Raw genomic sequence first — 20,275 nt, forward strand, 5'->3', positions numbered from 1 at the left:
ATGCTGTTGAGTATTGATGATCTTCAGAAAAAAGTAGATGGACTAGTTTCGATATTAGGTTTTCCAGTTCACTCTATAAACCTTTGTTCAGCACCTATTGGTGATGGGACGCCTTATATTTCATTTGAGAATGGCATTTATAACTATATCTATTCCGAGAGGGGTGTTGAGTTCTCCAGAAGGATTACAGATTCAACAGATGAGTTACTTTATTGGATTATGTATGATTTTGTACATGCTGTGGCAGTAGAATACGAATTAAATAATCGGATTCCTGGTAAAGATTGTAGGCGTATTTATTTTCCAAAGATTATCGAGCTTATGAGCAAAATCAACATCGACTGGGGAATAAAATCTCGAAAACACTTGGAAGACGTTCTTGCTGACAGCCCTTACGACGATAGTATCTACTTATAAATCAACCCAATTAATCCCAGCCACCCGGCTGGGATTTTAATGTTAGCAGTCAGTTATTACCCTTCACCTTCTGGCGGAGGGAGCAACTGTTGCGACCCAGAGATCACCTCTTTCTTCTGCACGTTAATAAAGCCAAGCACTTCCAGCCAGCGCCCTTGATGGGGAGCTGTGGCAGTGGGTTAGCTTGGCCTGTATCAGGCCGGTATACCACTTTTTAATAATGTGCTTACAATTCACTGGCTGCGGTTATGGGTCTGAGTGTCTCTGGTATTTTCGGCCGCAACCTGACGCTGGCGAGCGAGCAGGACAGCGACCGCTACGACTCGAAGCAGCAGAGCGCCAGCGCGGGCGGCAGCTTTACCTTCGGCTCAATGACTGGCTCGGCCAGCATTAACGCCTCGCGCGACAGGATGCACAGCACCTGGCAGAGCGTGGAGGAGCAGACCGGCATCTTCGCGGGCAAAGGCGGCTTTGACGTGAGCGTCGGAGAGCACACGCAGCTGGACGGGGCGGTAATCGGCTCGACCGCGGCGGCGGATAAAAACCGGCTGGAGACGGGGACGCTGGGCTGGGATGACATTGAGAACCACGCGGACTATAAGGTAGAGCACCAGAGCGCGGGCATCAGCACGGGCGGCAGCATCGCCGGTCAGTTTGCCGGAAACATGGCGAACGGGCTGCTGGTGGGGGCGAACCACAGCGGCAGCGACAGCTCGGTGACGAAGGCGGCGATGAGCGAGGGCGCGATAGTTATCCGCGACCGGGATAACCAGACGCAGGACGTGAGCGGGCTGAGCCGGGACGTGGAGCACGCCAACCAGACGCTCTCGCCGATATTCGACAAGGAGAAGGAGCAGAACCGGCTGCAGGAGGCGCAGCTGATTGGTGAGATTGGCAACCAGGCGGCGGATATTGCCCGGACGGAGGGGCAGATACGGGCCACGAACGCCGGTAAGGCGGAGCTGGCGGCGAAAAATATCAAAGAGCCGGGCGAAGGCGCGTCGAAGGAAGAGTGGGCAAGGTACAACGAGAAGCTGACGGCGACGGACAGCTATAAGGCGGCGCAGCAGCAGTGGGGAACGGGCAGCGCCATCCAGCAGGGCATTCAGGCGGCGACGGCGGCGGTGCAGGGTCTGGCGGGGGGCAATATCGCCCAGGCGGTGAGTGGTGCGGCGGCACCGTATCTTGCTGAGGAAATCCACAAGCTGACGGAAAGCAACCCGGAAGCGCAGGCGATGGCGCATGCGGTTGTCGGGGCAGTAGTGGCGCAGGCATCAGGTAACTCAGCGCTGGCCGGAGCGGCAGGTGCCGCGACTGCAGCGGCCGGGACATCCATGATAGCGAAAACGTTGTATGGCACGGACGATTACAGCAAACTGGATGAGACGCAGAAACAGACCATCTCGGCGCTGAGCATGCTGGCAAGCGGCTTGGCGGGCGGACTTGTTGCAGACAGCGCGGCTTCAGCCGTGGCAGGAGCACAGGCAGGAAAGAACACGTCTGAGAACAACGACATGTTTAACCTGCCGTCAGGACTGAATAGCTACGGCCAGGCTTCGGCATCGCTGGGAACCTCAATGACTGAAGCCGGAACGACGACAGAAGAATTCAATGCGGCGCTGAGTAAGAATGCGAAAGGTGATTTACCGGAAGGCGCGAATATCACCAAAGTTATTGTAGATAGCTATAAAGACGGTGTGCTGATAGCAGGAGCAGCTTATTTAGGGCCGGCCGCGAGTGTCGGAAAAGTTGTGGCAGGAGCGGCAATATCTGAAATAGCGAATGGTACTTACCAGTGGTTTGATATTAACACTGATAAGAATAAAACCCTGCCTGTAAATCAGCAAAAGACATGGGATTACTGGGGGAGTGCTTCTGTAGCTATAACTGGTGGGCTGGCACCAGGGCGTAGTATTTGGCAGAACGTAGGGATATCAGCAGCTGCTACAATATTTACAGATGGCGCTGATCCGATTGCCGTTGGTGGTTCAGTTACCGGAGCCATAGCTGGTGGCTATTTTGGAGAATATGCACCAGGGTTTATTAATTCACTTACTGGCAGGGATACTCCAAGGTTTATTATTGATGCAGTTGGTTCTCTTGGGACCGAATATTTGAATGGGTACACAAAAGAAATTTTAACTGCTCCCCAAAGAAAGAGTTCTGAGGGTAAGGTAAAAGAGGATGGGAAATGATTTCATATGTTAAGTTGTTGATTTATTCTTGTGTTTTTTGTGTTGTTTTTTGTTTTGCTTTAGGTGTGGGGGCATCATTTATTGTATATGTTAAGAACGGTTATTTCCTTATTCCTGTAGGGCAAATAAAAAGAGCAATCGCCTTTGGATGCATTGCAGGAATTGCAATTACATTGGCTACAATCGTTTTCAATATTATAGATAGATTTAATAATCGTAAGTCTCCTCCATCAAACCCTGATTAATGCCAAAAAAATCCCGGCTAGCATCATTATGGTTCGGGATTTTATTGCATAAGCAAAACTTTACATTAAACCTTCGAAAAAGAGAAAAACCAGAATAGAGTCATAGCTGGTTAATGTATTTAGCTGTATTGCGGCAAATTTTATACGCTCCAAAAGCAACTAACAGCTTCTATCGCCGGTAACGCAGTACTGCACCGGAAAGGCATTAAGGAACCGGGCGAGGGCGCATCGAAGGAAGAGTGGGCCGCCTACAATGAAGCGCTGGTGGCAACCGACAGCTATAAGGCCGCCCAACAACAGTGGGGCACGGGCAGCGCCATCCAGCAGGGTATCCAGGCGGCGACGGCGGCGGTGCAGGGTCTGGCGGGGGGCAACCTGGCGCAGGCGGCCAGCGGGGCGGCGGCGCCTTACCTGGCGGAGGTCATCCACGACATGACCACCACGAAGGATGCGAACGGCAAAGAGGTGGTGAACGCCGAGGCGAACCTGATGGCGCACGCGGTGGTAGGTGCGGTAACGGCTTACGCGGCGGGCAACAGCGCGCTGGCGGGCGCCTCGGGCGCGGCGATGGGCGAGTATATCGCGCAGCAGATGTACCCGGGGGTTAAGCGTGAGGACCTGACGGAGGAGCAGCGCCAGACGATAAGCGCGCTGGGGATGCTGGCGGCTGGGCTGGCGGGCGGCGTGACGGGTGACAGCACGGCAGGTGCGGTGGCGGGTGCGCAGGCGGGGAGGAATGCGGTTGAGAATAACCATCTTAAGGCCGAGCAAATAGACGATTTTGCGGCGAGAGCGAAAGGGTGTGAAGCTTGCGGTGACTGCGGCCAGATCGTGAAGGAGATGGAAGATCTGAGTTTGAAGCAACGTAATGAGTTAATTGTAACCTGTGCTTCTGACCCTGCTGCCTGCAAAGCGAAATATGGTGATATTCCTGCTAACACCATGTTAGTTCACGAAGCGATAGATCGTGCGCGGGGTGAAGATATACCAACCGCTATGAAGAATGATTTGTCCGTTCTGTTAATGCAGCAGATGGATGAGTCAGGAATTGTTAGCAGTACGGACTTTGCTCAAAGGCTGGAAAAACAATTTGGGCTGGATACCCAACGGGCTGAGATTTTAGCAGGAGTAGCGTTAGCGGCTGTTACCGGTGGGATGGGTAAAGCCGGTAAGATACCTGAAGTCAATCCAGGAATAAAAATCGCGACAGGTCAAACGGTGGGCGCTTTCGAGAAAAACTTGGCGTTCCTTTCTCCCAGAGAGCGAGTTGTGTTGGTTAAAGAAGCAGCACCACAGGTAGCAGCAGTAAACGGAATGATTAAAGACAACAAGCTGACCAAACTAAATAATCGCGATGTATACCGTGGTCTTGATGGAAACCTTTATGCTCTTGATACACAACATGGACGATTTGAGGTTGTGACATCAGAGGGTAAGCATTTAGGTGAGGTCGATTTCTCGATGCAAAAAATCCCTAACACAATAGATAAATCCGGTAGACATAATTTAAAGGTGAAATAATGAAGTTACTTGATTATAAAAATAAATCTATAAAACGAGGTTCAGTCTTTAGATTGCCAGCAGTCTGGCCTTATGAATCATGGGTAGATTTTATGGTTATTGACTTATTTGATACGCATGGATTAGTTGTATCTTCAGGGGGCAAAGCCGGATTGATTTTAATATCGTTACCGCCTGAAAGTGGTTCAGTTGAAGGTAGGGCTTTAAGTACCGAATGGATTATCAACAACTGGGCAGAATGGATTTACCCAGAGTGCGATGTGGAGAATGTACACATTTTGGATGAATATGTGGCAACACCTATTGATTAATTTAGTCTTGCCACGAGCCGGGATTTTTTCGCCTGTTTTATGCTTCGCGGTTGCTATGGCTGTACGTGGAACAGGGTATGTTTTGTTGAAGCGTCACGCTGTAACCCATCCAACTCTTGGGTGGCGTTTCTTCGGAGTGGCAGCCAATACAATAAACGCGGTTATCTCCCATTGCTTACGTTCAGACAGTTTCTTACTGGCTCGATTTAGCATGATAGCCTCCTCCGGCAGTAGTTCCTTTTAGATGACAATCAATCAGTACGGCATCAACTAATTGGGAAATCGGCAACCAGGCGGCGGATATCGCCCGGACGGAGGGGCAGATAGCGGCGACGAAAGCCGCGAATGAGCGGATGAAGGGGGTCACGCCGGGACAGCTGAAGGCGGCGGAAGCGGAATGGCGGAAGGCGAACCCGGGGAAAGAGCCGACGGCCAGCGACATCAGCGGGCAGGCTTACCAGACCTTCTATAACCAGGCGTTCAAAGAGAGCGGGTTCGGCACCGGCGGGAAGCTCCAGCAGGCAATTCAGGCGGCGACGGCGGCGGTGCAGGGTCTGGCGGGGGGCAACCTGGCGCAGGCGGCCAGCGGGGCGGCGGTGCCTTACCTGGCGGAGGTCATCCACGACATGACCATCACGAAAGGCCCGGACGGCAAAGAGGTGGTGAACGTCGAGGCGAACCTGATGGCGCACGCGGTGGTGGGCGCGGTAACGGCTTACGCGGCGGGCAACAGCGCGCTGGCGGGCGCCTCGGGCGCGGCGATGGGCGAGTATATTGCGCAGCAGATGTACCCGGGCGTGGACCGCAAGGACCTGACGGAGCAGCAGCGCCAGACGATAAGCGCGCTGGGCACGGTGGCGGCGGGACTGGCGGGCGGCGTGACGGGTGACAGCACGGCAGGTGCGGTGGCCGGGGCGCAGGCGGGGAGGAACGCGGTTGAGAATAACTGGCTACACGAAGATGAATCACGCCAGCTTGATAAGGAAATGCAGGACTGCAAGAAATCCGGTGGCGACTGTAATAAGGTTGTCGAGAAATACATCAATATCAGTAATAAAAACAGTAAAGAGCTTAAGGAAGCCTGTACCGGCGGCGGTGTTGCCTGTGTGACATGGGAAGAGCTGATACAGGCCGATACCAACGTTGCCCGTGATGCCAGTCACAGCCAGTTTCGGCTGAGTGAGAAACTGAAAGATCCGTCTGCGGCGGCATTGGTGAATTATCTGAACGGCACGGATCTGAAATTCCTGAAGGAAAATATCACCACAGGCGACCGTGTGATGTCCGTAGTTATAGATCCGACTTCATGGCCTGTTCTGGTTATGGGAGGGAAAGCGATAATGACCAACGCTGTCAATAACACCAAAGAGCAGCTTATTGCGGTAGGTATGGGGGCCGGTTTAGGTGCAGGTATTCAGTACGGAACCACAGGCGAAGTGAAATTATCAGACGTGATTGGTTCAGGCGTTATTGGTGCGATTACAGCCAGTAAGGGCTACAACCCGACGATGGTATGGAATGCGGCAGGCGGTTATTACCAAGCTGAAATCAGCGGTGATGATCCCTTCATGGCGGCATTGCTGAGTAAAACAGGGGCATCGGTTGGATATGCGGCGGGTAATGTGATCAAGGTTCCTTTTGATAAAAAGCTCAACCCAATTTCTAAGCAGTACGAATGGGTGTCGACAGGTGTCTGGACGATAACAAAACCAGCTCCGCAAAATCCATTGCCATCAATAGTAGGTAACTTCGGTGATTCTGTTGCATCTGGGATGGTTCAAGATAAGCTGAAAGATGTCGGAGGTAAGCAATGAAAAATAGCACCAAGTCATTACTTAACCTTTTGTATCTATGTTGCTCAATGGCCATTGTGATTTTTATTTTGACAATTTTGGGTCGCTTACTCGGAGCATGGTTGGCTTGGGATATGAATGATAAATTTCCATTTTCATCAGAGGATTTATTTATTTGCCTCAAGCTAACCTGGATGGGGCCCCCGACTGGATTTATTTTTTGGTATTTTTATTACCGATAAATTTTTGTGAATCCCAGCCCTCAGCGGCCGGGATCTTCTTATATACCCTTCTTCAGCCGCCGGATCTTACCGGCGACTAACCGATCACTGCGATCAGATCCGTGACCTGCCTTTGTTCACGGGCAGAGAACTTACAGACCTTCCACAGCGTTTGCATAATCTCTCTGATTTACAAAGACCTGTATCTGCGGCTGGTAATATTATCAAGGTCCCGATGGATAAAATATTAAATACTGTATCGAAACAATATGAATGGGTACCGTCTGGCGTGTGGACGATTACGAAATCTGTATCCCAGCATCCTTTACCATCAGTTGCGGGGAATATTGGAGATTCTATAGCATCAGGTTTGGTGCCAAGTTATTTAGAGAAAAAAGAGGATGCCGGTAAATGATAAAGAGCCTCTTAGTGCTAGTTAAAATTTTTTACTGTTATTATTAGTCATGGGTCTTATGGTTTCAGCTTTCTTCTTCTTTTTTGAAGGGGTAAGTTATTTTTCTGAAGATGTCTTTAGTTTTGATAAGCTATGGCGAGGTTTAAAAGGCGCGTTGTTTGGAGTTGTTCCCGCTAGCTTTATTTTTTGGCTTTTTTATTATCTTGTATCTTTATTAAAAAAATAAGGCAAGACGCTGGATCAGAAGGCGGGTGAGTACGTTGAGGCATAAAACGAGCGCTATAAGAAAGCAAACTGCGGCGGCATGAGTGCCGAAGCCTGCTCGGTGAAGATGTACATGGAGCGGCGCGAAGCGCTGAAAGATACGGTATCACAGGGTGCTGACTTCGTGCCGGTGCCGGTCGTGGGAACCCTGAAAAGTGTTGCGGAAGCTAAGAGTGTGCTGGATTATCTGTTGGCCGCCGCATCCGTGATACCGGGAGAGCGTGTTGCTACGGGGGTGCTGAAAACAGCAGAAAAAGCGCTGGCTAAAGGTGATGTGGCTGAAGCATCGAAACTGATTAATAGGGCCAGTAATGAGATATCAGGCTATTTACCGAGTCCCGGACATACATCTTTACCCAGTTCTGGCATCGGATCTAATGCTGCATTTTCAGTTACCAGTGCGCAATTAGGTAAAAACTTGGAAAGCATTTTGAAGATTTCGGTGGTAATGCATCGAATGCAGCAGACAGGCAACGTGTATTAGATATAATAAATGATATCGGTTCTAATCCTGATAAGGTCGTCGCCAGTAAATTTGCAGGTCAAGGCGTATCACAAGGCGCTAGTCGCGGAGATGTATTCTTCAGAATTAAAGGGAATGATGTTGTTGTTACTAAGCCAGATGGCAGTTTTGTCACTATCCTTAAGGATGGGGTTAATAATACATCGGTGAAAAATGCACTTAAGGGCGATCCGAAATGATAAATCCTTTAGGACAATATCAAGAATGGGTTAGCTATGCTATTGGTAAGAGACTCTCAGGAGTGAGAGGGTTAATCTATGCTTTTGAAACACCTGACTTTGAACATCCACAGCAATTACAGTTTATTTTTTCCAATACTGAGAACATAGCCAGTTTCAGGTGTGGTAAAGATGGTTCAACTCTGGAAGTAACAGACTTTCCTGTTCAGGGAAATGATCTTGGAGAATATGGCAAGGAAGTAATTATGGATGTTTCAAATTTACCGCCATTTGTTGATTATATCGGAAAATCCTTATTGAAAGTTTATTCGATATTTTCTTCGGTAGAGGATGCCTATATAGGCATCAGGTTGGTTTTTGAAAGTGGTTTGTGTTTGATTGCTATAAATGTTGGTGATGAACTAAATATTAGTGACTTTTTATCATCATCATACGAACATGATGAAGGTATCAAATATCAAGAGTTATAAATGGTTAATCCCGGCCACCGCGCCGGGATTTTAATTTATCAGTCAGCTACCCTTCAGTCGCCAGCTGATTACCTCTATCTTCTGCCCGGTCGTAAAGCCCAGCGCTTCCAGCCAGCGGCCTTTGATCGTGAGCTGTGGCAGCGGATTCGGCTGGCCTCTGTTAGGCCGGTATCCCACTTTGTAATAATGCGCCCGCGATCCGCTGGCGGCGGTTGTGAGTCTGAGTGTCTCTGGCTTTTCCGGCGTGCAACCTGGCGCAGACGGCCAGCGGGGCGGCGGCGCCTTACCTGGCGGAGGTCATCCATAACATGACCACCACGAAGGATGCGAACGGCAAAGAGGTGGTGAACGTCGAGGCGAACCTGATGGCCCACGCAGTGGTGGGCGCGGTAACGGCTTACGCGGCGGGCAACAGTGCGCTGGCGGGCGCCTCGGGCGCGGCGATGGGCGAATATATCGCGCAGCAGATGTATCCGGGGGTTAAGCGTGAGGACCTGACGGAAGAGCAGCGCCAGACGATAAGCGCGCTGGGTACGCTGGCGGCAGGCCTAGCGGGCGGCCTCATCGTAAGCGGCACGGTGGATGCGGTTGCGGGTGCACAGGCAGGACAGAACGAAGTCAGCAATAATATGATGAGCAAGGGCATGCTGGAGCTGATGAAGGCTAAGGCGGTGCTGGATTCAGCGGCCATGGCCGAAGCGGGCAAAGGTGGTGCAAACGAGCAGGCGGCGCTGGCGCTGACCAAAGCCGTTAAGCAGGGTCTTGATGCAGCCTGTCTGCAAAGTGCAAGCTGTGTACTGATGGTGGTGGTTGCAGCGCAGCAACACATCGACGGAGCAGGCAGTAAAACTGAAACAGTGCCGGTGAATGACGATCTGATCGGAGGAAAGCTGGTGAATCCGGCAGCGGATGAAACTAAAGGAACGTCACTGGTTACGCCGGATCGGTCGCCGGGACAGAGAGTAAGCCATACAGGAAATACTGAAGGTGCGCCTGATACATGGGGAGCATTACGGTAACGCCGATTCCTGAGCAAAATAAAGAGGAACTGATTTATTCTTCTGAGAGTAACGAAGGAAAATATGTACCTAGTCCTAAACATACTCCCGGCGGATGGGGCGCTCCAATGAATCTAAGTGATGTAAAAGCCCAGGAAGTCCTGAATAACTCGATTCAGAGCGGTAAGCAACGCTATGGGATAAGTGATGGAAAAGTGTAAGAATTTAAACCTGATAATGTCGGAGGGTGGCATGGCTATTTTATAACCGGTACTGAAGCATCGCCAAAGGTTCTACGTGAATTTTTAAATCGAGGTGACGTTAATAAAGCTGAGTACAACAAATTAATCAAAGGACAATAATGAATAAATTAATACTTAAAAAACACAATGAAAGCGACGATGCTCAATTTATTGACTTATCAGTGGTTGAGGACGGAGTAAAGCATTCTCTTTTCGTTGGAAGAGTCAATCTAAACGAATTTACAGGGTGGTTATTAGAGCATGAAAAAGAAATTAGAGAGGATGAAATACCATTTGATAAATCCCGAGGTAATTCGTTAGCAGAAATTATTTATGATGCGTATAACAAATTAGATACTGATGACGATGAGCTTGTGGATAAAATGTATAACTATCGAAGTGGACATTGTTTAAGATTTGCGACGCGGGGAAACGATTTTCCGGAAGTTTATATTGGTAAAGCAGGTGAATCATACGAAGTGTCAAAATTCTCCTCTACAGAAAGTTGGCGATATCCTATTGATATAGATGATTTCTTCTGTAACCTTAAGTATTAATATTTATATCATATAATCGACAAAGAGCGTGAGCAGAACCGGCTGCAGGAGGCGCAACTGATTGGTGAGATTGGCAATCAGGCGGCGGATATCGCCCGGACGGAGGGGCAGATACGGGCCACGAACGCCGGTAAGGCGGAGCTGCCCGCGAAAAATATTAAAGACCGGACGAGGGCGTGTCGAAGGAAAAGTCGGACAATCACAGCGCAATGCTGACTGCGGTTCAAAGCGATAAGGCTGCTCAGCAGCAGTAAGGAACCCGCAGCACCCTCCACCAGAGCTTCCCGGATGAAACCAGTCTAACTATCCTTTCCAGTCTTTAAATCCTGCGATTCTGTTTCTCTTATAGTAATCCTCATCGTCTTCTCCGTTATCACATTACTATTATCAGGCAGGTCTTTATTAATAAATGACATGGCCCCAATCACCACGTTATCTCCAATAACAATCTGGTCGGCGATAATGCAGCTATTAGCACCAATGCTAACGTTATTGCCTAACTTGATTGAAATTGGCAGCTTAGAAGGATTACTGCCTGTTATGCCAATCGTGGTGTTCTGCCTGATACGGAATGAATGCCCAATAACGGCAGACCCGTTGATGACGATCCCTGGATGATGAGTGATGACAAGTCCGGGTAATATCCTCGCGCCTAACTCAATCTCTGTACCGTATTTCAACGTCAGCTTCCGGTTGATTCGAAGCGCGGCCTGCTTCAAAACGCCTGTTTTGTTCTGATACCAGTAGGAGGCGATACGCCACCAGAAATAGTAGCGTCGCTTGGGGCATTTGATGGCTTTGTGAATAACGCTGGCCCAGGAGAAAGGCTTAGCGTTCATCATCACCTCTTTCTGAAGAGACTCTTTTAGAAGCAGAAGGTTTTTGTCGTTTTGGGCTTTCATCAGCATTCCATTGTGAAGTCTTATTTTTTTGTGAAGAGGTTAAGGATTTTGAGCATTATACGTTAGCCGCTAGCCTGAAGACGACGTTTTACGGCGTGTTGTTTGTCATCGTGGAAGCGTGACGGATAAGTACTAAAGTTCACTCCATCACTCCATGAGGAGGCGGCTTCACTCTGAATGGCGCTGAAAAATGCACCTGTGAGGTGATTAGAAACAAAACCTGGGGACAGGGTAGAAGCTATGCATGAAGAATTACAGACACAAAAAAGCCCGCCAGGCTTGCGCCGTGCGGGCTTTCAGGACTTCTACAGATGACTCTGGTAATCATCTTTGAAGAATTTTGGTGGAGCTGGCGGGAGTTGAACCCGCGTCCGAAATTCCTACATCCTCAGTACTACATGCTTAGTCAGTCTTTACATTCGCCTGGCAGCTGCGGACAGACACGCCACTGACAGACTAGCCTGATTAGATTTAACGCTTCAACCCCAGGCAAGGCATCCACGCGATCTCTTTTGGGTTTGACCTCTCTTGTTCCCCGTCCTAAGAGCGGAGGCTAGGGAGAGAGGGCTCTTAGCAGGTTATTAAGCTGCTAAAGCGTAGTTTTCGTCGTTTGCGACTATTTTTTTGCGGTTTTTTAGCGAGGCCTACCGCACCTCGGCATGCACCTTGGGTTTCGCAAATCCCGTCGAATCCAGAATCAGCCCCAGGAACCAACTACTCTAGCAAAAAATTTTAAAACTATCCAGCGATTAGCGGTTGCGATTTTTCATGATGCGCGCTTTATCGAGCTTCCACTCGCGCTCTTTAATGTCGTCGCGCTTGTCATGCTCTTTCTTGCCACGCGCAACGCCGATCTTCAGCTTGCACCAGGCGTTCTTCCAGTAAAGCGACAGCGCGACTACGGTATAGCCTTCGCGGTTAACGCGGCCATAGAGCGAGTCGAGCTCGCGCTGATTAAGCAGCAGCTTACGGTTGCGCGTCGGATCGCAGACAACGTGCGTTGAGGCGACGGCCAGCGGCTGGAAGGTTGAGCCGAACAGATAAGCTTCGCCATCGCGCAGCAGAATGTAGCTGTCGCTGATGTTGGCTTTACCTGCACGGAGCGATTTGACTTCCCATCCTTGTAGCGACAATCCCGCTTCGAATTCCTCTTCAATGAAGTATTCATGACGGGCGCGTTTGTTAAGGGCAATAGTGGCAGAACCGGGTTTATGTACTTTTTTCTTTGTCATAGTGCGGCGTATTTTACATCACTTAGGCGGCCATCGCACCCCTTGTCCAGCGGGGCACCGGGAAACGGGATATTCTAGCACACCTCTCAATGCGGGGAATTTTTGTTTGATCGCTGGAAATGCTACAATTCAGCGGTTTTGTGATGAACAGGAACCATTATGGCTCAGATTAGTCGTTCAGCGCTGGTGCCCTTCAGCGCTGAGCAAATGTACCAACTGGTCAACGATGTGGATGCCTATCCACAGTTTTTGCCGGGCTGTACCGGCAGTCGCGTGCTGGAATCCTCTGAAAATCAGATGACGGCTTCGGTAGACGTCTCAAAAGCGGGCATCAGTAAGACCTTCACTACGCGCAACACGCTTACCGACAACCAGCGCATCCATATGCAGCTGGTCGACGGGCCGTTCCGCAAGCTTACTGGCGGATGGCAGTTTATCTCGCTGGGCGATGACGCCTGCAAGGTTGAGCTGAGCCTCGATTTTGAATTCACCAACATGCTGGTGGAGATGGCGTTCGGGCGCATCTTCAAAGAGCTGGCCAACAGCATGGTGCAGGCGTTCACTCAGCGCGCCAAAGAGGTCTACAGTGCCTGAGATTTCCGTTGAGGTGGTTTACGCGCTGCCGGAGAAGCAATATCAGCGCGTTGTCACGCTGGAAGAGGGAAGCACCGTCGAGCAGGCGATCGTCGCATCCGGGCTGCTTGAGCTGCGCCGTGATATCGACCTCAGCCAAAACAAGGTGGGCGTCTTTAGCCGCCCGGTCAAGCTGGGCGATACGCTGCAGGAAGGCGACAGGGTAGAGATCTACCGTCCGCTGATCGCCGATCCCAAAGAGCTGCGTCGTCAGCGCGCTGAGCGTTCAGCCGGCGGCAAAAAATAGCGTCAGTCACCACAACAGACCAGCCAGAAAAGCAAAAGGCGCCAGCGGCGCCTTTTTTGTTGCGTGTTCGATCAGTCCTTCGATGTAGTCAGATTCGGCTTGTTGTCGATATTGGTCAGTATGCCGTTGCTGTCGAAGGTCAGAGTCAGCGTCTGCTGCTTCACATTTTCATGGCCTGGCTCCTGACGGAACACGTAATACCAGACGTTGCTGCCGAAGGGATCGCGCATCATCGGCGTACCGAGCGTATAGGCGACCTGCTGCTGCGTCATGCCGTTGTGGATTTTCGCCACATCGTTGGCGACCAGGTAGTTGCCCTGGTTGATATCTGGGCGGTAAACCACGCGCTCAAGAGTGGAGCATCCGGCGGTCATCATCAACATTACCACTGCCGCGGCAGTCAGCGTTTTACAGCGCATCTCTACATTCCTTTTCTGGGGCCAAACGCCTTTTTCTCAGGCTGTTTTTTTGCCATCAAATTCTGAACTCTGCCTGCGGCAGGCTTTATTATTCAGGCGACATAAGTAGCCGATGATAATAAACCTTTTCGCTATTGGAAACCTCTACATCGACAGAGCAAGCATATGACCACGCAGCGGGAAGAAAGTGCGGCCGTTACGCCGCTAAAAGTTCTTTCGCGTTAGCAAGGGTATTACGCGTGACCTCGCTGCCGCCCAGTAGACGCGCCAGCTCCTGCAGACGCGCGCGCTTGTCCAGCGCCTGCATATGGGTTTCGGTCATCGCGCCGTCGGTCTCTTTGCTGACAAAGAAGTGCTGATGGCCGCAGCCCGCCACCTGCGGCAGGTGAGTAACGCACATCACCTGGGTCGATTCGCCCAACTGGCGCAGCAGGCGTCCGACGACGGCGGCGGTCGGGCCGCTGATGCCGACGTCCACTTCGTCGAAGATCATCGCCGGCGTTTCCATCTTCTTCGCGGTAATCACCTGGATTGCCAGCGCAATACGCGACAGTTCGCCGCCGGACGCCACTTTACCCAGCGGCTGCAGAGGCTGGCCTGGGTTGGTGGTTACCTGGAAGTCGATGCGCGTCGCGCCGTCCGCCGTGAGATGGTCGGGATTAAACGCCAGCGCAATAGTAAAACGGCCGTGCGGCATAGAGAGTTGATGCATACTTTGCGTGATTAGCTGCTCAAGTTCGGTGCCGTACTGCTGACGCTGCTGATGTAAACGCTCAGCGCTGCGCAGAGCAGCTTGATAGTGTTCGCTTACTAACTCTTGCAGGCTCTCCTGATCGCTCTCCTGCTGCGAAAGCAGCTCCGCTTCCGTGAGCAACTGCTGATGCAGCTCCGCCAGACCTTCCGGCGCGACGTGGTGCTTACGCGCCAGCGCAATATAGCGCGAGATGCGCTGCTCCAGCTCATACAGGCGGTTGGGATCGAGATCGAGCCGGTCAACGTAGTGGCGCAGCTCATCGCTCGCCTCGCTGAGCTGAATCGCCGCTTCTTCCAGCATGTTGAGCACGCCGCTCAGCTTGTCGTCCAGCGTCACCACCTCGGTCACCATCTGACGCGCAGTGTAGAGCAGGCTATTGAGGTTGCTGTCGTCGCCGTCGGCGAGCAGCTGCAGCGCCTGCTGGCTGGTAGAGAGCAGCTGACCGCTGTTGGCGAGGCGCTTGTACTCCTCATCAATTTGCTCGTACTCGTTCGCCTGCGGCGCAAAATCGTTGAGTTCTTTCAGCTGATACTGCAGCAGTTCGCGACGCGCCTCGCGCTCCTGCGACAGCTGCTGATGCTGCGCCAGATTGCGACAGCTCTGATGCCAGGCCTGATAGTCGCTGCGCATCTGGCGCAGCAGATCGTCATGGCCGGCGTAGGCGTCAAGCAGGTGTTTCTGATGGTCGGATTTAAGCAGCAGCTGGTGCGCGTGCTGGCCGTGGATCTGAATCAGCAGCTGACCCAGATCGCGCAGCTGCGACAGCGGCACCGCGGTACCGTTGATAAAGCCGCGTGAGCGGCCGTCGGCGCTGATGACGCGGCGCAGCAGACACTCGTTGCCGTCATCCAGCTGATTCTCCTCCAGCCAGCGCTGCGCAGAGGGCGAGGACTTGAGGTTGAAGCGGGCGCAGAGGTCGGCGCGCGCGGCGCCCTGACGCACCATGTCCGCTTCGGCGCGACCGCCAAGGCACAGACCGAGGGCGTCGATGGCAATAGACTTACCCGCGCCGGTTTCACCGGTAATCGCCGTCATACCGCGTTGGAAATCAATGTCGAGCTCACGAACGATAGCGAAATTACTGATGGTCAGCTGTGCCAGCATAGAATCACCTGTATGGAAAAACAGATATGGTTTTTCGTACAGTATAAACTGGTTTTTTATCCAGTAAAGAGGGCGCGCTGAAATTAGAACAATTTTTTCGACCAGCCTAGTTTTGAGCTTAGCGTATTGAAATAGCTGTAGTTTTTAGGGTGGATCAGGTTCAGATGGTTCTCGCTGCGGCGGATCAACACATCTTCTCCTTCCTGAATCGGCAGGGCGATCTGGCTGTCGCAGCTAATCTCGAGATCGCTGCGACGCGACGAAAAGCGCAGCCGGATAGTGCTGCTGCTGTTGATCACTAGCGGCCGCGCCGACAGGGTATGCGGGAACATTGGCACCAGCGCGATGGCGTCAAGCGAAGGGGTTAAAATCGGGCCGCCCGCCGACAGCGAATAGGCGGTCGAGCCTGTCGGCGTAGAGATAATCAGGCCGTCAGAACGCTGAGAGAAGGCGAACACCTCGTCGATATAGACCTCGAACTCGATCATATGCGCCACTTTGCCAGGGTGCAGCACCACCTCGTTGATCGCCAGGCCGAGCCGCGGCGAGCACTCATCTTTGCAAACGCGCGCCTCGAGTAGAAAGCGGCTTTCAACGAAATAGTTTCCCTGTAGCACCTCGTCCAGCTGTTGCTGCGCGTTGTCGGGATCGAGGTCGGTGAGAAAGCCGAGGTTGCCGCGGTTAATGCCGATCACTTTGATATCGTAGCGCGCCAGCACGCGCGCCGCGCCGAGCATATTGCCATCGCCGCCGACCACCACGGCAAGGTCCGCCTGCTGTCCAATCTCCGCCAGCGTGCCAGTCTGGGCATCCTGAAGGTTGAGCTCCTGCGCGATCTGCTTCTCAATAATCACTTGATAACCTTTGGACGTCAGCCAGCGCCACAGCATCTCATGCGTGGTGAGAGCGGTAGGGTGACGCGGATGGCCTACAATACCAATGCAGTTAAAGTGTTTGTTCATTTGGTGGGTCTTTCCTCATAAGCCAAAACGGCAAGGCAATGTGATGGGTTCCCTTGAAACCGTCAAACCGATCCCCATAATAAGCGGACTGGCGAGATGAATGTGCAAAACGCGGAGAAATTCATGAGTAGTAAAGAACAGAACACCCCAAACGAGCAAGTCTCAGACGAAATTCAACAGGATCAGCAGCAACCTCAGGAAGCGGAGACGGCAGTAGAGGTGGATCCGCGTGATGAGCGTATTGCGCAGCTGGAAGCTGAACTGGCTCAGTTGCAGACCGGCGTACGCGACGCTCAGCTGCGCGCGCAGGCGGAAGTGGAAAATATCCGCCGTCGCACCGAAATTGACGTTGAGAAAGCGCATAAATTCGCGCTGGAAAAATTCGCCAACGAGCTGCTGCCGGTTATCGACAGCCTTGAGCGCGCGCTGGAAGTCGCAGACAAAGAGAACCCGGAGCTGGCATCGATGATTGAAGGGATCGAACTGACCCTGAAATCGCTGCTGGGTGCCGTGCGCAAATTCGGCGTTGAAGTGGTCGGCGACACCAACGTGCCGTTCAACCCGGAAATCCATCAGGCGATGTCGATGATGGAGTCAGATGACGTGGCGCCTAACCATGTGATGATGGTGATGCAGCGCGGCTATACTCTGAACGGTCGCCTGCTGCGTCCGGCGATGGTTGCGGTCGCAAAAGCGAAAAGCTAAGCAGTCAATGCACGTCAGACGGCCGCACGGTGATGCGGCCGTTTTTATTTGCGGCTCAGCTGGCGGGCAGCTGCGGCATCCAGTCGATGGGCTGCTCGCCCGCCTGTGTCAGCAGGTCGTTGGCCTGCGCGAAATGGCCGCAGCCAAAGAAGCCGCGATGGGCGGAAAGCGGCGAAGGATGGGGCGCCTGTAACACGTGATGGCGCTGCCGGTCGATAATGCTGCCTTTCTTCTGCGCGTGCGATCCCCAGAGCAAAAACACCACGCCTTCGCGATGTTCATTAATCGCGGCAATAACGTTATCGGTAAAGGTTTCCCAGCCGAAGCGCGCATGGGAATGCGCCTTGCCCGCTTCCACGGTCAGCACCGTATTCAGCAGCATCACGCCCTGTTTCGCCCAGCTTTCAAGGAAGCCGTGCTGCGGGCGCTTAAAGTCGGGAAACTCCTGCTCCAGCTCTTTATACATATTCTGTAAAGAGGGGGGCACCGGCACGCCGGGCAGCACCGAGAAGGCCAGACCGTGCGCCTGATTCGGGCCGTGATAGGGATCCTGTCCGAGAATCACTACCTTGACGTCGCCCAGTTCAGTGAGGCGAAACGCATTAAAAACGTCTTTCTGCGGCGGATAAACCGTTACGCCAGCCGCCCGTTCGTTCGCCACCAGTTTCAGGGTTTCGGTAAAGTAGGGCTTCTCTTTCTCTTCGGCCAGCACGTCGTGCCAGGTCAGTTTGTCCGTCATGGTCTGCTCCCTTATAGAACGATGCCGTTAGCTTAACGGTTCGCCGCACCAGGTTGAAGGTAAAAAATATTTGAAATTTACAAAATATTTTTTAGGTAAAAATTTATCTGAATCAATTAATTGAAATTAGCAGTGAAAAGCGTGGCTGTGAAAATTGACCGAGGTCAAAACCTCTGCAAGAGGCGAGTGTTATATCAGGGCGATAATTTGATTTACTCACCGCGCCAAGCAGGATAGCGCCATGTTCTGGAGAACTGATTATGATCACTGGCATTCAAATTACTCAAACTAATAACCCCGATTTGATGAACTCTTTCTGGCTGATCGACGACGAAAAAGCGGAAGCGCGCTGCCTGTGTGTGAAAGCGGGTTACGAAGAAGATCAGGTTGTCGCCGTGAGTGAACTGGGTGAATTCGCCTGGCGCGAAGTGCCAATGGAAATGAAACCGCAGGTACGCATCGAAGGCGGCCAGCACCTGAACGTTAACGTGCTGCGCCGTGAAACGCTGGAAGATGCGGTTAAACATCCGGAGAAATATCCGCAGCTGACGATTCGCGTTTCAGGCTACGCGGTGCGTTTTAACGCGCTGACGCCGGAACAGCAGCGTGACGTGATTACCCGCACTTTTACCGAAAGCCTGTAATCTGGCAACTTTGGGCGCGTGCGGAAAAAGCGCCCACCGCATTGTTAATAGCAGGTTATTGAAAATAGGTAATATTTAACTTTTTCAACGCTGGCGGCGCGATAACAACTCAGCGCTTTGGCTATTAGCCTTTATCCAAAGGGAGTAAGCGCCGTTTTGAGCGCTTAACTAAAAAAAATCGCCTCATTCGAGGCGATTTTTTTATAACGATGCTGATTTATTCCGCATCGCCGCTGGCTGGCGCGGCAGCGCTGGGCTTGCGGCGCTTGCCCACGTTTTTGGCGTCGCGATGACGTTTCTTCACGCGCGGTTTTTCCGCTTCGCTCTCTTTTTTCTCTTTGCGTTTCGCCAGCGCCTTTTTAGACGGTTTTCCGGTGGTTTTCGCGCTTGGCGCGCGCGTTACCGGACGCAGCTCGTCGATCACGCGCGGTTTCAGCGGCTCATTCAGATAGCGGCTGATTTTACCCAGCAGCAGATGATCGTGCGCTTCCACCAGCGACAGCGCGGTGCCTTTACGTCCGGCGCGCGCGGTACGGCCGATACGGTGGAGGTAGGTATCGGCGGTGCGCGGCATATCGTAGTTAATGACGTGGCTGACATCTTCGATATCGATGCCGCGCGCGGCGACGTCGGTCGCCACCAGCACGTTGACGCGACCGTCGGTAATGCGTTTGATCGCCTCGGTGCGTTTAGCCTGCACCATTTCCCCTTCCAGATAGCAGCAGCGGATCCCCGCATCGTGCAGCCACTGCACCAGCTCATGCAGACGCTCGCGCTTGCGCACGAAGACGATAGAGCGCGTGGCGTCAGGCTGCTTCAGCAGGTGGATCAGCAGTTTGGTTTTATGCTCCAGATCGTCGGCGCGGTAGTACCACTGCTGGATCTTTTTACGCTCGCGACGGCTGGGATCGGCTTCGACTTCAACCGGATCGTTAAGCAGGCGCTCGGCAAAATCTTTAATCGCGTCGCCTTCCAGCGTCGCGGAGAAGAGCATGGTCTGCTTACGCCAGCGGGTTTCGCCCGCAATGGTTTCGATATCCTGCGCGAAGCCCAGATCCAGCATGCGGTCCGCCTCGTCGAGGATTAGCGTCTCGACGGCGCGGCAGTCGAAGTTCTCTTCTTTAATATACTGAAGCAGACGTCCGGTGGTCGCCACGACCACATCCTGGTTCTCGCTGAACACTTCCGCGTGGTTCATATACGCCACGCCGCCGGTAATGGTCGCGATATCGAGATGGGTATGTTTCGCCAGCTCGCGCGCGTGATCGGCGACCTGCATCGCCAGTTCCCGCGTAGGGGTCAGGATCAGGATGCGCGGCGGCCCCGATTTCTTGCGCGGAAAATCGAGCAGGTGCTGCAGTACCGGCAACAGGTACGCGGCGGTTTTCCCGGTGCCGGTAGGCGCCGAACCCAGAACGTCGCGGCCCTCCAGCGCGGGCGGGATCGCCTCGGCCTGAATGGCGGTGGGGCGCGTAAAGCCTTTATCCTGCAGGGCTTCCAGCAGGCTTTCGTCGAGTTCGAGTTCGGAGAATGTGGTTACTGTCATGGTCTACCTCAGTTTGGGGCGCTGATTATAGACAGAT

General features: G+C 52.5%; 19 protein-coding genes, 1 other RNA gene and 5 pseudogenes. 16 read left to right on the forward strand and 9 right to left on the reverse strand.

Features of this window, described 5'->3' with window-relative positions:
* The 9 genes and pseudogenes from PVE98_RS04420 (at window position 1) to PVE98_RS04460 (ending at window position 8,554) form a co-directional block, all read left to right on the forward strand.
* The gene (locus tag PVE98_RS04420) at window positions 1-417 is read left to right on the forward strand and encodes an Imm63 family immunity protein (protein WP_096073665.1); all 417 of its coding nucleotides are present in this window, start codon (window positions 1-3) and stop codon (window positions 415-417) included.
* 239 nt (window positions 418-656) lie between these two features.
* Window positions 657-2,612 (forward strand): annotated as a pseudogene (locus tag PVE98_RS04425) (VENN motif pre-toxin domain-containing protein); the annotation flags it as partial.
* Window positions 2,609-2,857: a hypothetical protein gene (locus PVE98_RS04430; protein WP_096073663.1), complete on the forward strand. Its 249-nt coding sequence runs from the start codon at window positions 2,609-2,611 to the stop codon at window positions 2,855-2,857. The pseudogene PVE98_RS04425 and the gene PVE98_RS04430, both read left to right, overlap by 4 nt.
* A 249-nt stretch (window positions 2,858-3,106) precedes the next feature.
* Window positions 3,107-4,378: pseudogene (locus PVE98_RS04435) on the forward strand (VENN motif pre-toxin domain-containing protein); the annotation flags it as partial.
* A complete protein-coding gene (gene imm45, locus PVE98_RS04440) occupies window positions 4,378-4,689 on the forward strand; it encodes an Imm45 family immunity protein (RefSeq protein WP_096073662.1) in 312 nt (103 codons plus the stop codon). The pseudogene PVE98_RS04435 and the gene imm45, both read left to right, overlap by 1 nt.
* Window positions 4,690-4,937: 248 nt before the next feature.
* A pseudogene (locus PVE98_RS04445) lies at window positions 4,938-6,503 on the forward strand (VENN motif pre-toxin domain-containing protein); the annotation flags it as partial.
* A gap of 435 nt (window positions 6,504-6,938) precedes the next feature.
* Window positions 6,939-7,118: a hypothetical protein gene (locus tag PVE98_RS04450; protein ID WP_333620570.1), complete on the forward strand. Its 180-nt coding sequence runs from the start codon at window positions 6,939-6,941 to the stop codon at window positions 7,116-7,118.
* Window positions 7,119-7,422: 304 nt separating this feature from the next.
* Window positions 7,423-7,866: a hypothetical protein gene (locus tag PVE98_RS04455; RefSeq protein WP_313621223.1), complete on the forward strand. Its 444-nt coding sequence runs from the start codon at window positions 7,423-7,425 to the stop codon at window positions 7,864-7,866.
* 214 nt (window positions 7,867-8,080) lie between these two features.
* A complete protein-coding gene (locus PVE98_RS04460) occupies window positions 8,081-8,554 on the forward strand; it encodes a hypothetical protein (RefSeq protein ID WP_313621221.1) in 474 nt (157 codons plus the stop codon).
* Between the two features lie 42 nt (window positions 8,555-8,596).
* Here the strand turns inward: PVE98_RS04460 and PVE98_RS04465 are convergent.
* A pseudogene (locus PVE98_RS04465) lies at window positions 8,597-8,731 on the reverse strand (SymE family type I addiction module toxin); the annotation flags it as partial.
* 71 nt (window positions 8,732-8,802) lie between these two features.
* Between PVE98_RS04465 and PVE98_RS04470 the strand changes: the two are divergent.
* The 3 genes and pseudogenes from PVE98_RS04470 to PVE98_RS04480 form a co-directional block, all read left to right on the forward strand.
* A pseudogene (locus PVE98_RS04470) lies at window positions 8,803-9,198 on the forward strand (VENN motif pre-toxin domain-containing protein); the annotation flags it as partial.
* A gap of 356 nt (window positions 9,199-9,554) precedes the next feature.
* Entirely contained in the window at window positions 9,555-9,773 is a 219-nt protein-coding gene (locus PVE98_RS04475) for a hypothetical protein (RefSeq protein ID WP_127908390.1), read from the forward strand.
* Window positions 9,774-9,913: 140 nt separating this feature from the next.
* Window positions 9,914-10,351, forward strand: a complete 438-nt coding sequence (locus PVE98_RS04480) for a hypothetical protein (RefSeq protein WP_096073657.1) — start codon at window positions 9,914-9,916, stop codon at window positions 10,349-10,351.
* Window positions 10,352-10,650: 299 nt separating this feature from the next.
* Here the strand turns inward: PVE98_RS04480 and PVE98_RS04485 are convergent, their stop codons facing one another.
* From PVE98_RS04485 to smpB, 3 genes are all read right to left on the reverse strand, one after another.
* Window positions 10,651-11,253, reverse strand: a complete 603-nt coding sequence (locus tag PVE98_RS04485; RefSeq protein WP_096073656.1) for a serine acetyltransferase — start codon at window positions 11,251-11,253, stop codon at window positions 10,651-10,653.
* Between the two features lie 341 nt (window positions 11,254-11,594).
* Window positions 11,595-11,958: a transfer-messenger RNA gene (gene ssrA, locus PVE98_RS04490) on the reverse strand.
* A gap of 44 nt (window positions 11,959-12,002) precedes the next feature.
* On the reverse strand, window positions 12,003-12,485 hold the full coding sequence (gene smpB, locus PVE98_RS04495) for an SsrA-binding protein SmpB (RefSeq protein ID WP_033754058.1): 483 nt from the start codon (window positions 12,483-12,485) through the stop codon (window positions 12,003-12,005).
* A gap of 159 nt (window positions 12,486-12,644) precedes the next feature.
* Between smpB and PVE98_RS04500 the strand changes: the two genes are divergently transcribed.
* Together PVE98_RS04500 and PVE98_RS04505 are read left to right on the forward strand one after the other, a co-directional pair.
* The gene (locus tag PVE98_RS04500) at window positions 12,645-13,079 is read left to right on the forward strand and encodes a type II toxin-antitoxin system RatA family toxin (RefSeq protein WP_033754055.1); all 435 of its coding nucleotides are present in this window, start codon (window positions 12,645-12,647) and stop codon (window positions 13,077-13,079) included.
* Window positions 13,072-13,365, forward strand: coding sequence for an RnfH family protein (locus PVE98_RS04505; protein WP_033754051.1), 294 nt, complete (start codon window positions 13,072-13,074; stop codon window positions 13,363-13,365). Before PVE98_RS04500 ends, PVE98_RS04505 begins: the two co-directional genes overlap by 8 nt.
* A 71-nt stretch (window positions 13,366-13,436) precedes the next feature.
* Here the strand turns inward: PVE98_RS04505 and bamE are convergent, their stop codons facing one another.
* From bamE to nadK, 3 genes are all read right to left on the reverse strand, one after another.
* Window positions 13,437-13,784: an outer membrane protein assembly factor BamE gene (gene bamE, locus PVE98_RS04510; RefSeq protein WP_096073643.1), complete on the reverse strand. Its 348-nt coding sequence runs from the start codon at window positions 13,782-13,784 to the stop codon at window positions 13,437-13,439.
* Window positions 13,785-13,980: 196 nt separating this feature from the next.
* Window positions 13,981-15,642, reverse strand: coding sequence for a DNA repair protein RecN (gene recN / locus PVE98_RS04515; RefSeq protein WP_033754045.1), 1,662 nt, complete (start codon window positions 15,640-15,642; stop codon window positions 13,981-13,983).
* A gap of 83 nt (window positions 15,643-15,725) precedes the next feature.
* On the reverse strand, window positions 15,726-16,604 hold the full coding sequence (gene nadK / locus PVE98_RS04520; protein ID WP_033754042.1) for an NAD(+) kinase: 879 nt from the start codon (window positions 16,602-16,604) through the stop codon (window positions 15,726-15,728).
* Window positions 16,605-16,727: 123 nt separating this feature from the next.
* On the opposite strand from nadK, the gene grpE reads away from it, so the two are divergent.
* The gene (gene grpE, locus PVE98_RS04525; protein WP_033754166.1) at window positions 16,728-17,309 is read left to right on the forward strand and encodes a nucleotide exchange factor GrpE; all 582 of its coding nucleotides are present in this window, start codon (window positions 16,728-16,730) and stop codon (window positions 17,307-17,309) included.
* A 55-nt stretch (window positions 17,310-17,364) separates the two neighbouring features.
* On the opposite strand, the gene ung is transcribed toward grpE, so the two are convergent.
* Window positions 17,365-18,048, reverse strand: coding sequence for a uracil-DNA glycosylase (gene ung / locus PVE98_RS04530; protein WP_096073642.1), 684 nt, complete (start codon window positions 18,046-18,048; stop codon window positions 17,365-17,367).
* A gap of 260 nt (window positions 18,049-18,308) precedes the next feature.
* Between ung and grcA the strand changes: the two genes are divergently transcribed.
* A complete protein-coding gene (gene grcA, locus PVE98_RS04535; protein ID WP_096073641.1) occupies window positions 18,309-18,692 on the forward strand; it encodes an autonomous glycyl radical cofactor GrcA in 384 nt (127 codons plus the stop codon).
* A gap of 217 nt (window positions 18,693-18,909) precedes the next feature.
* Here the strand turns inward: grcA and srmB are convergent, their stop codons facing one another.
* Window positions 18,910-20,238, reverse strand: a complete 1,329-nt coding sequence (gene srmB, locus PVE98_RS04540) for an ATP-dependent RNA helicase SrmB (protein WP_048786761.1) — start codon at window positions 20,236-20,238, stop codon at window positions 18,910-18,912.
* Window positions 20,239-20,275 lie beyond the last annotated feature (37 nt).

The sequence above is a fragment of the Pantoea sp. GABEPS69 genome (assembly GCF_045780835.1).
GTDB lineage: Bacteria > Pseudomonadota > Gammaproteobacteria > Enterobacterales > Enterobacteriaceae > Pantoea > Pantoea septica.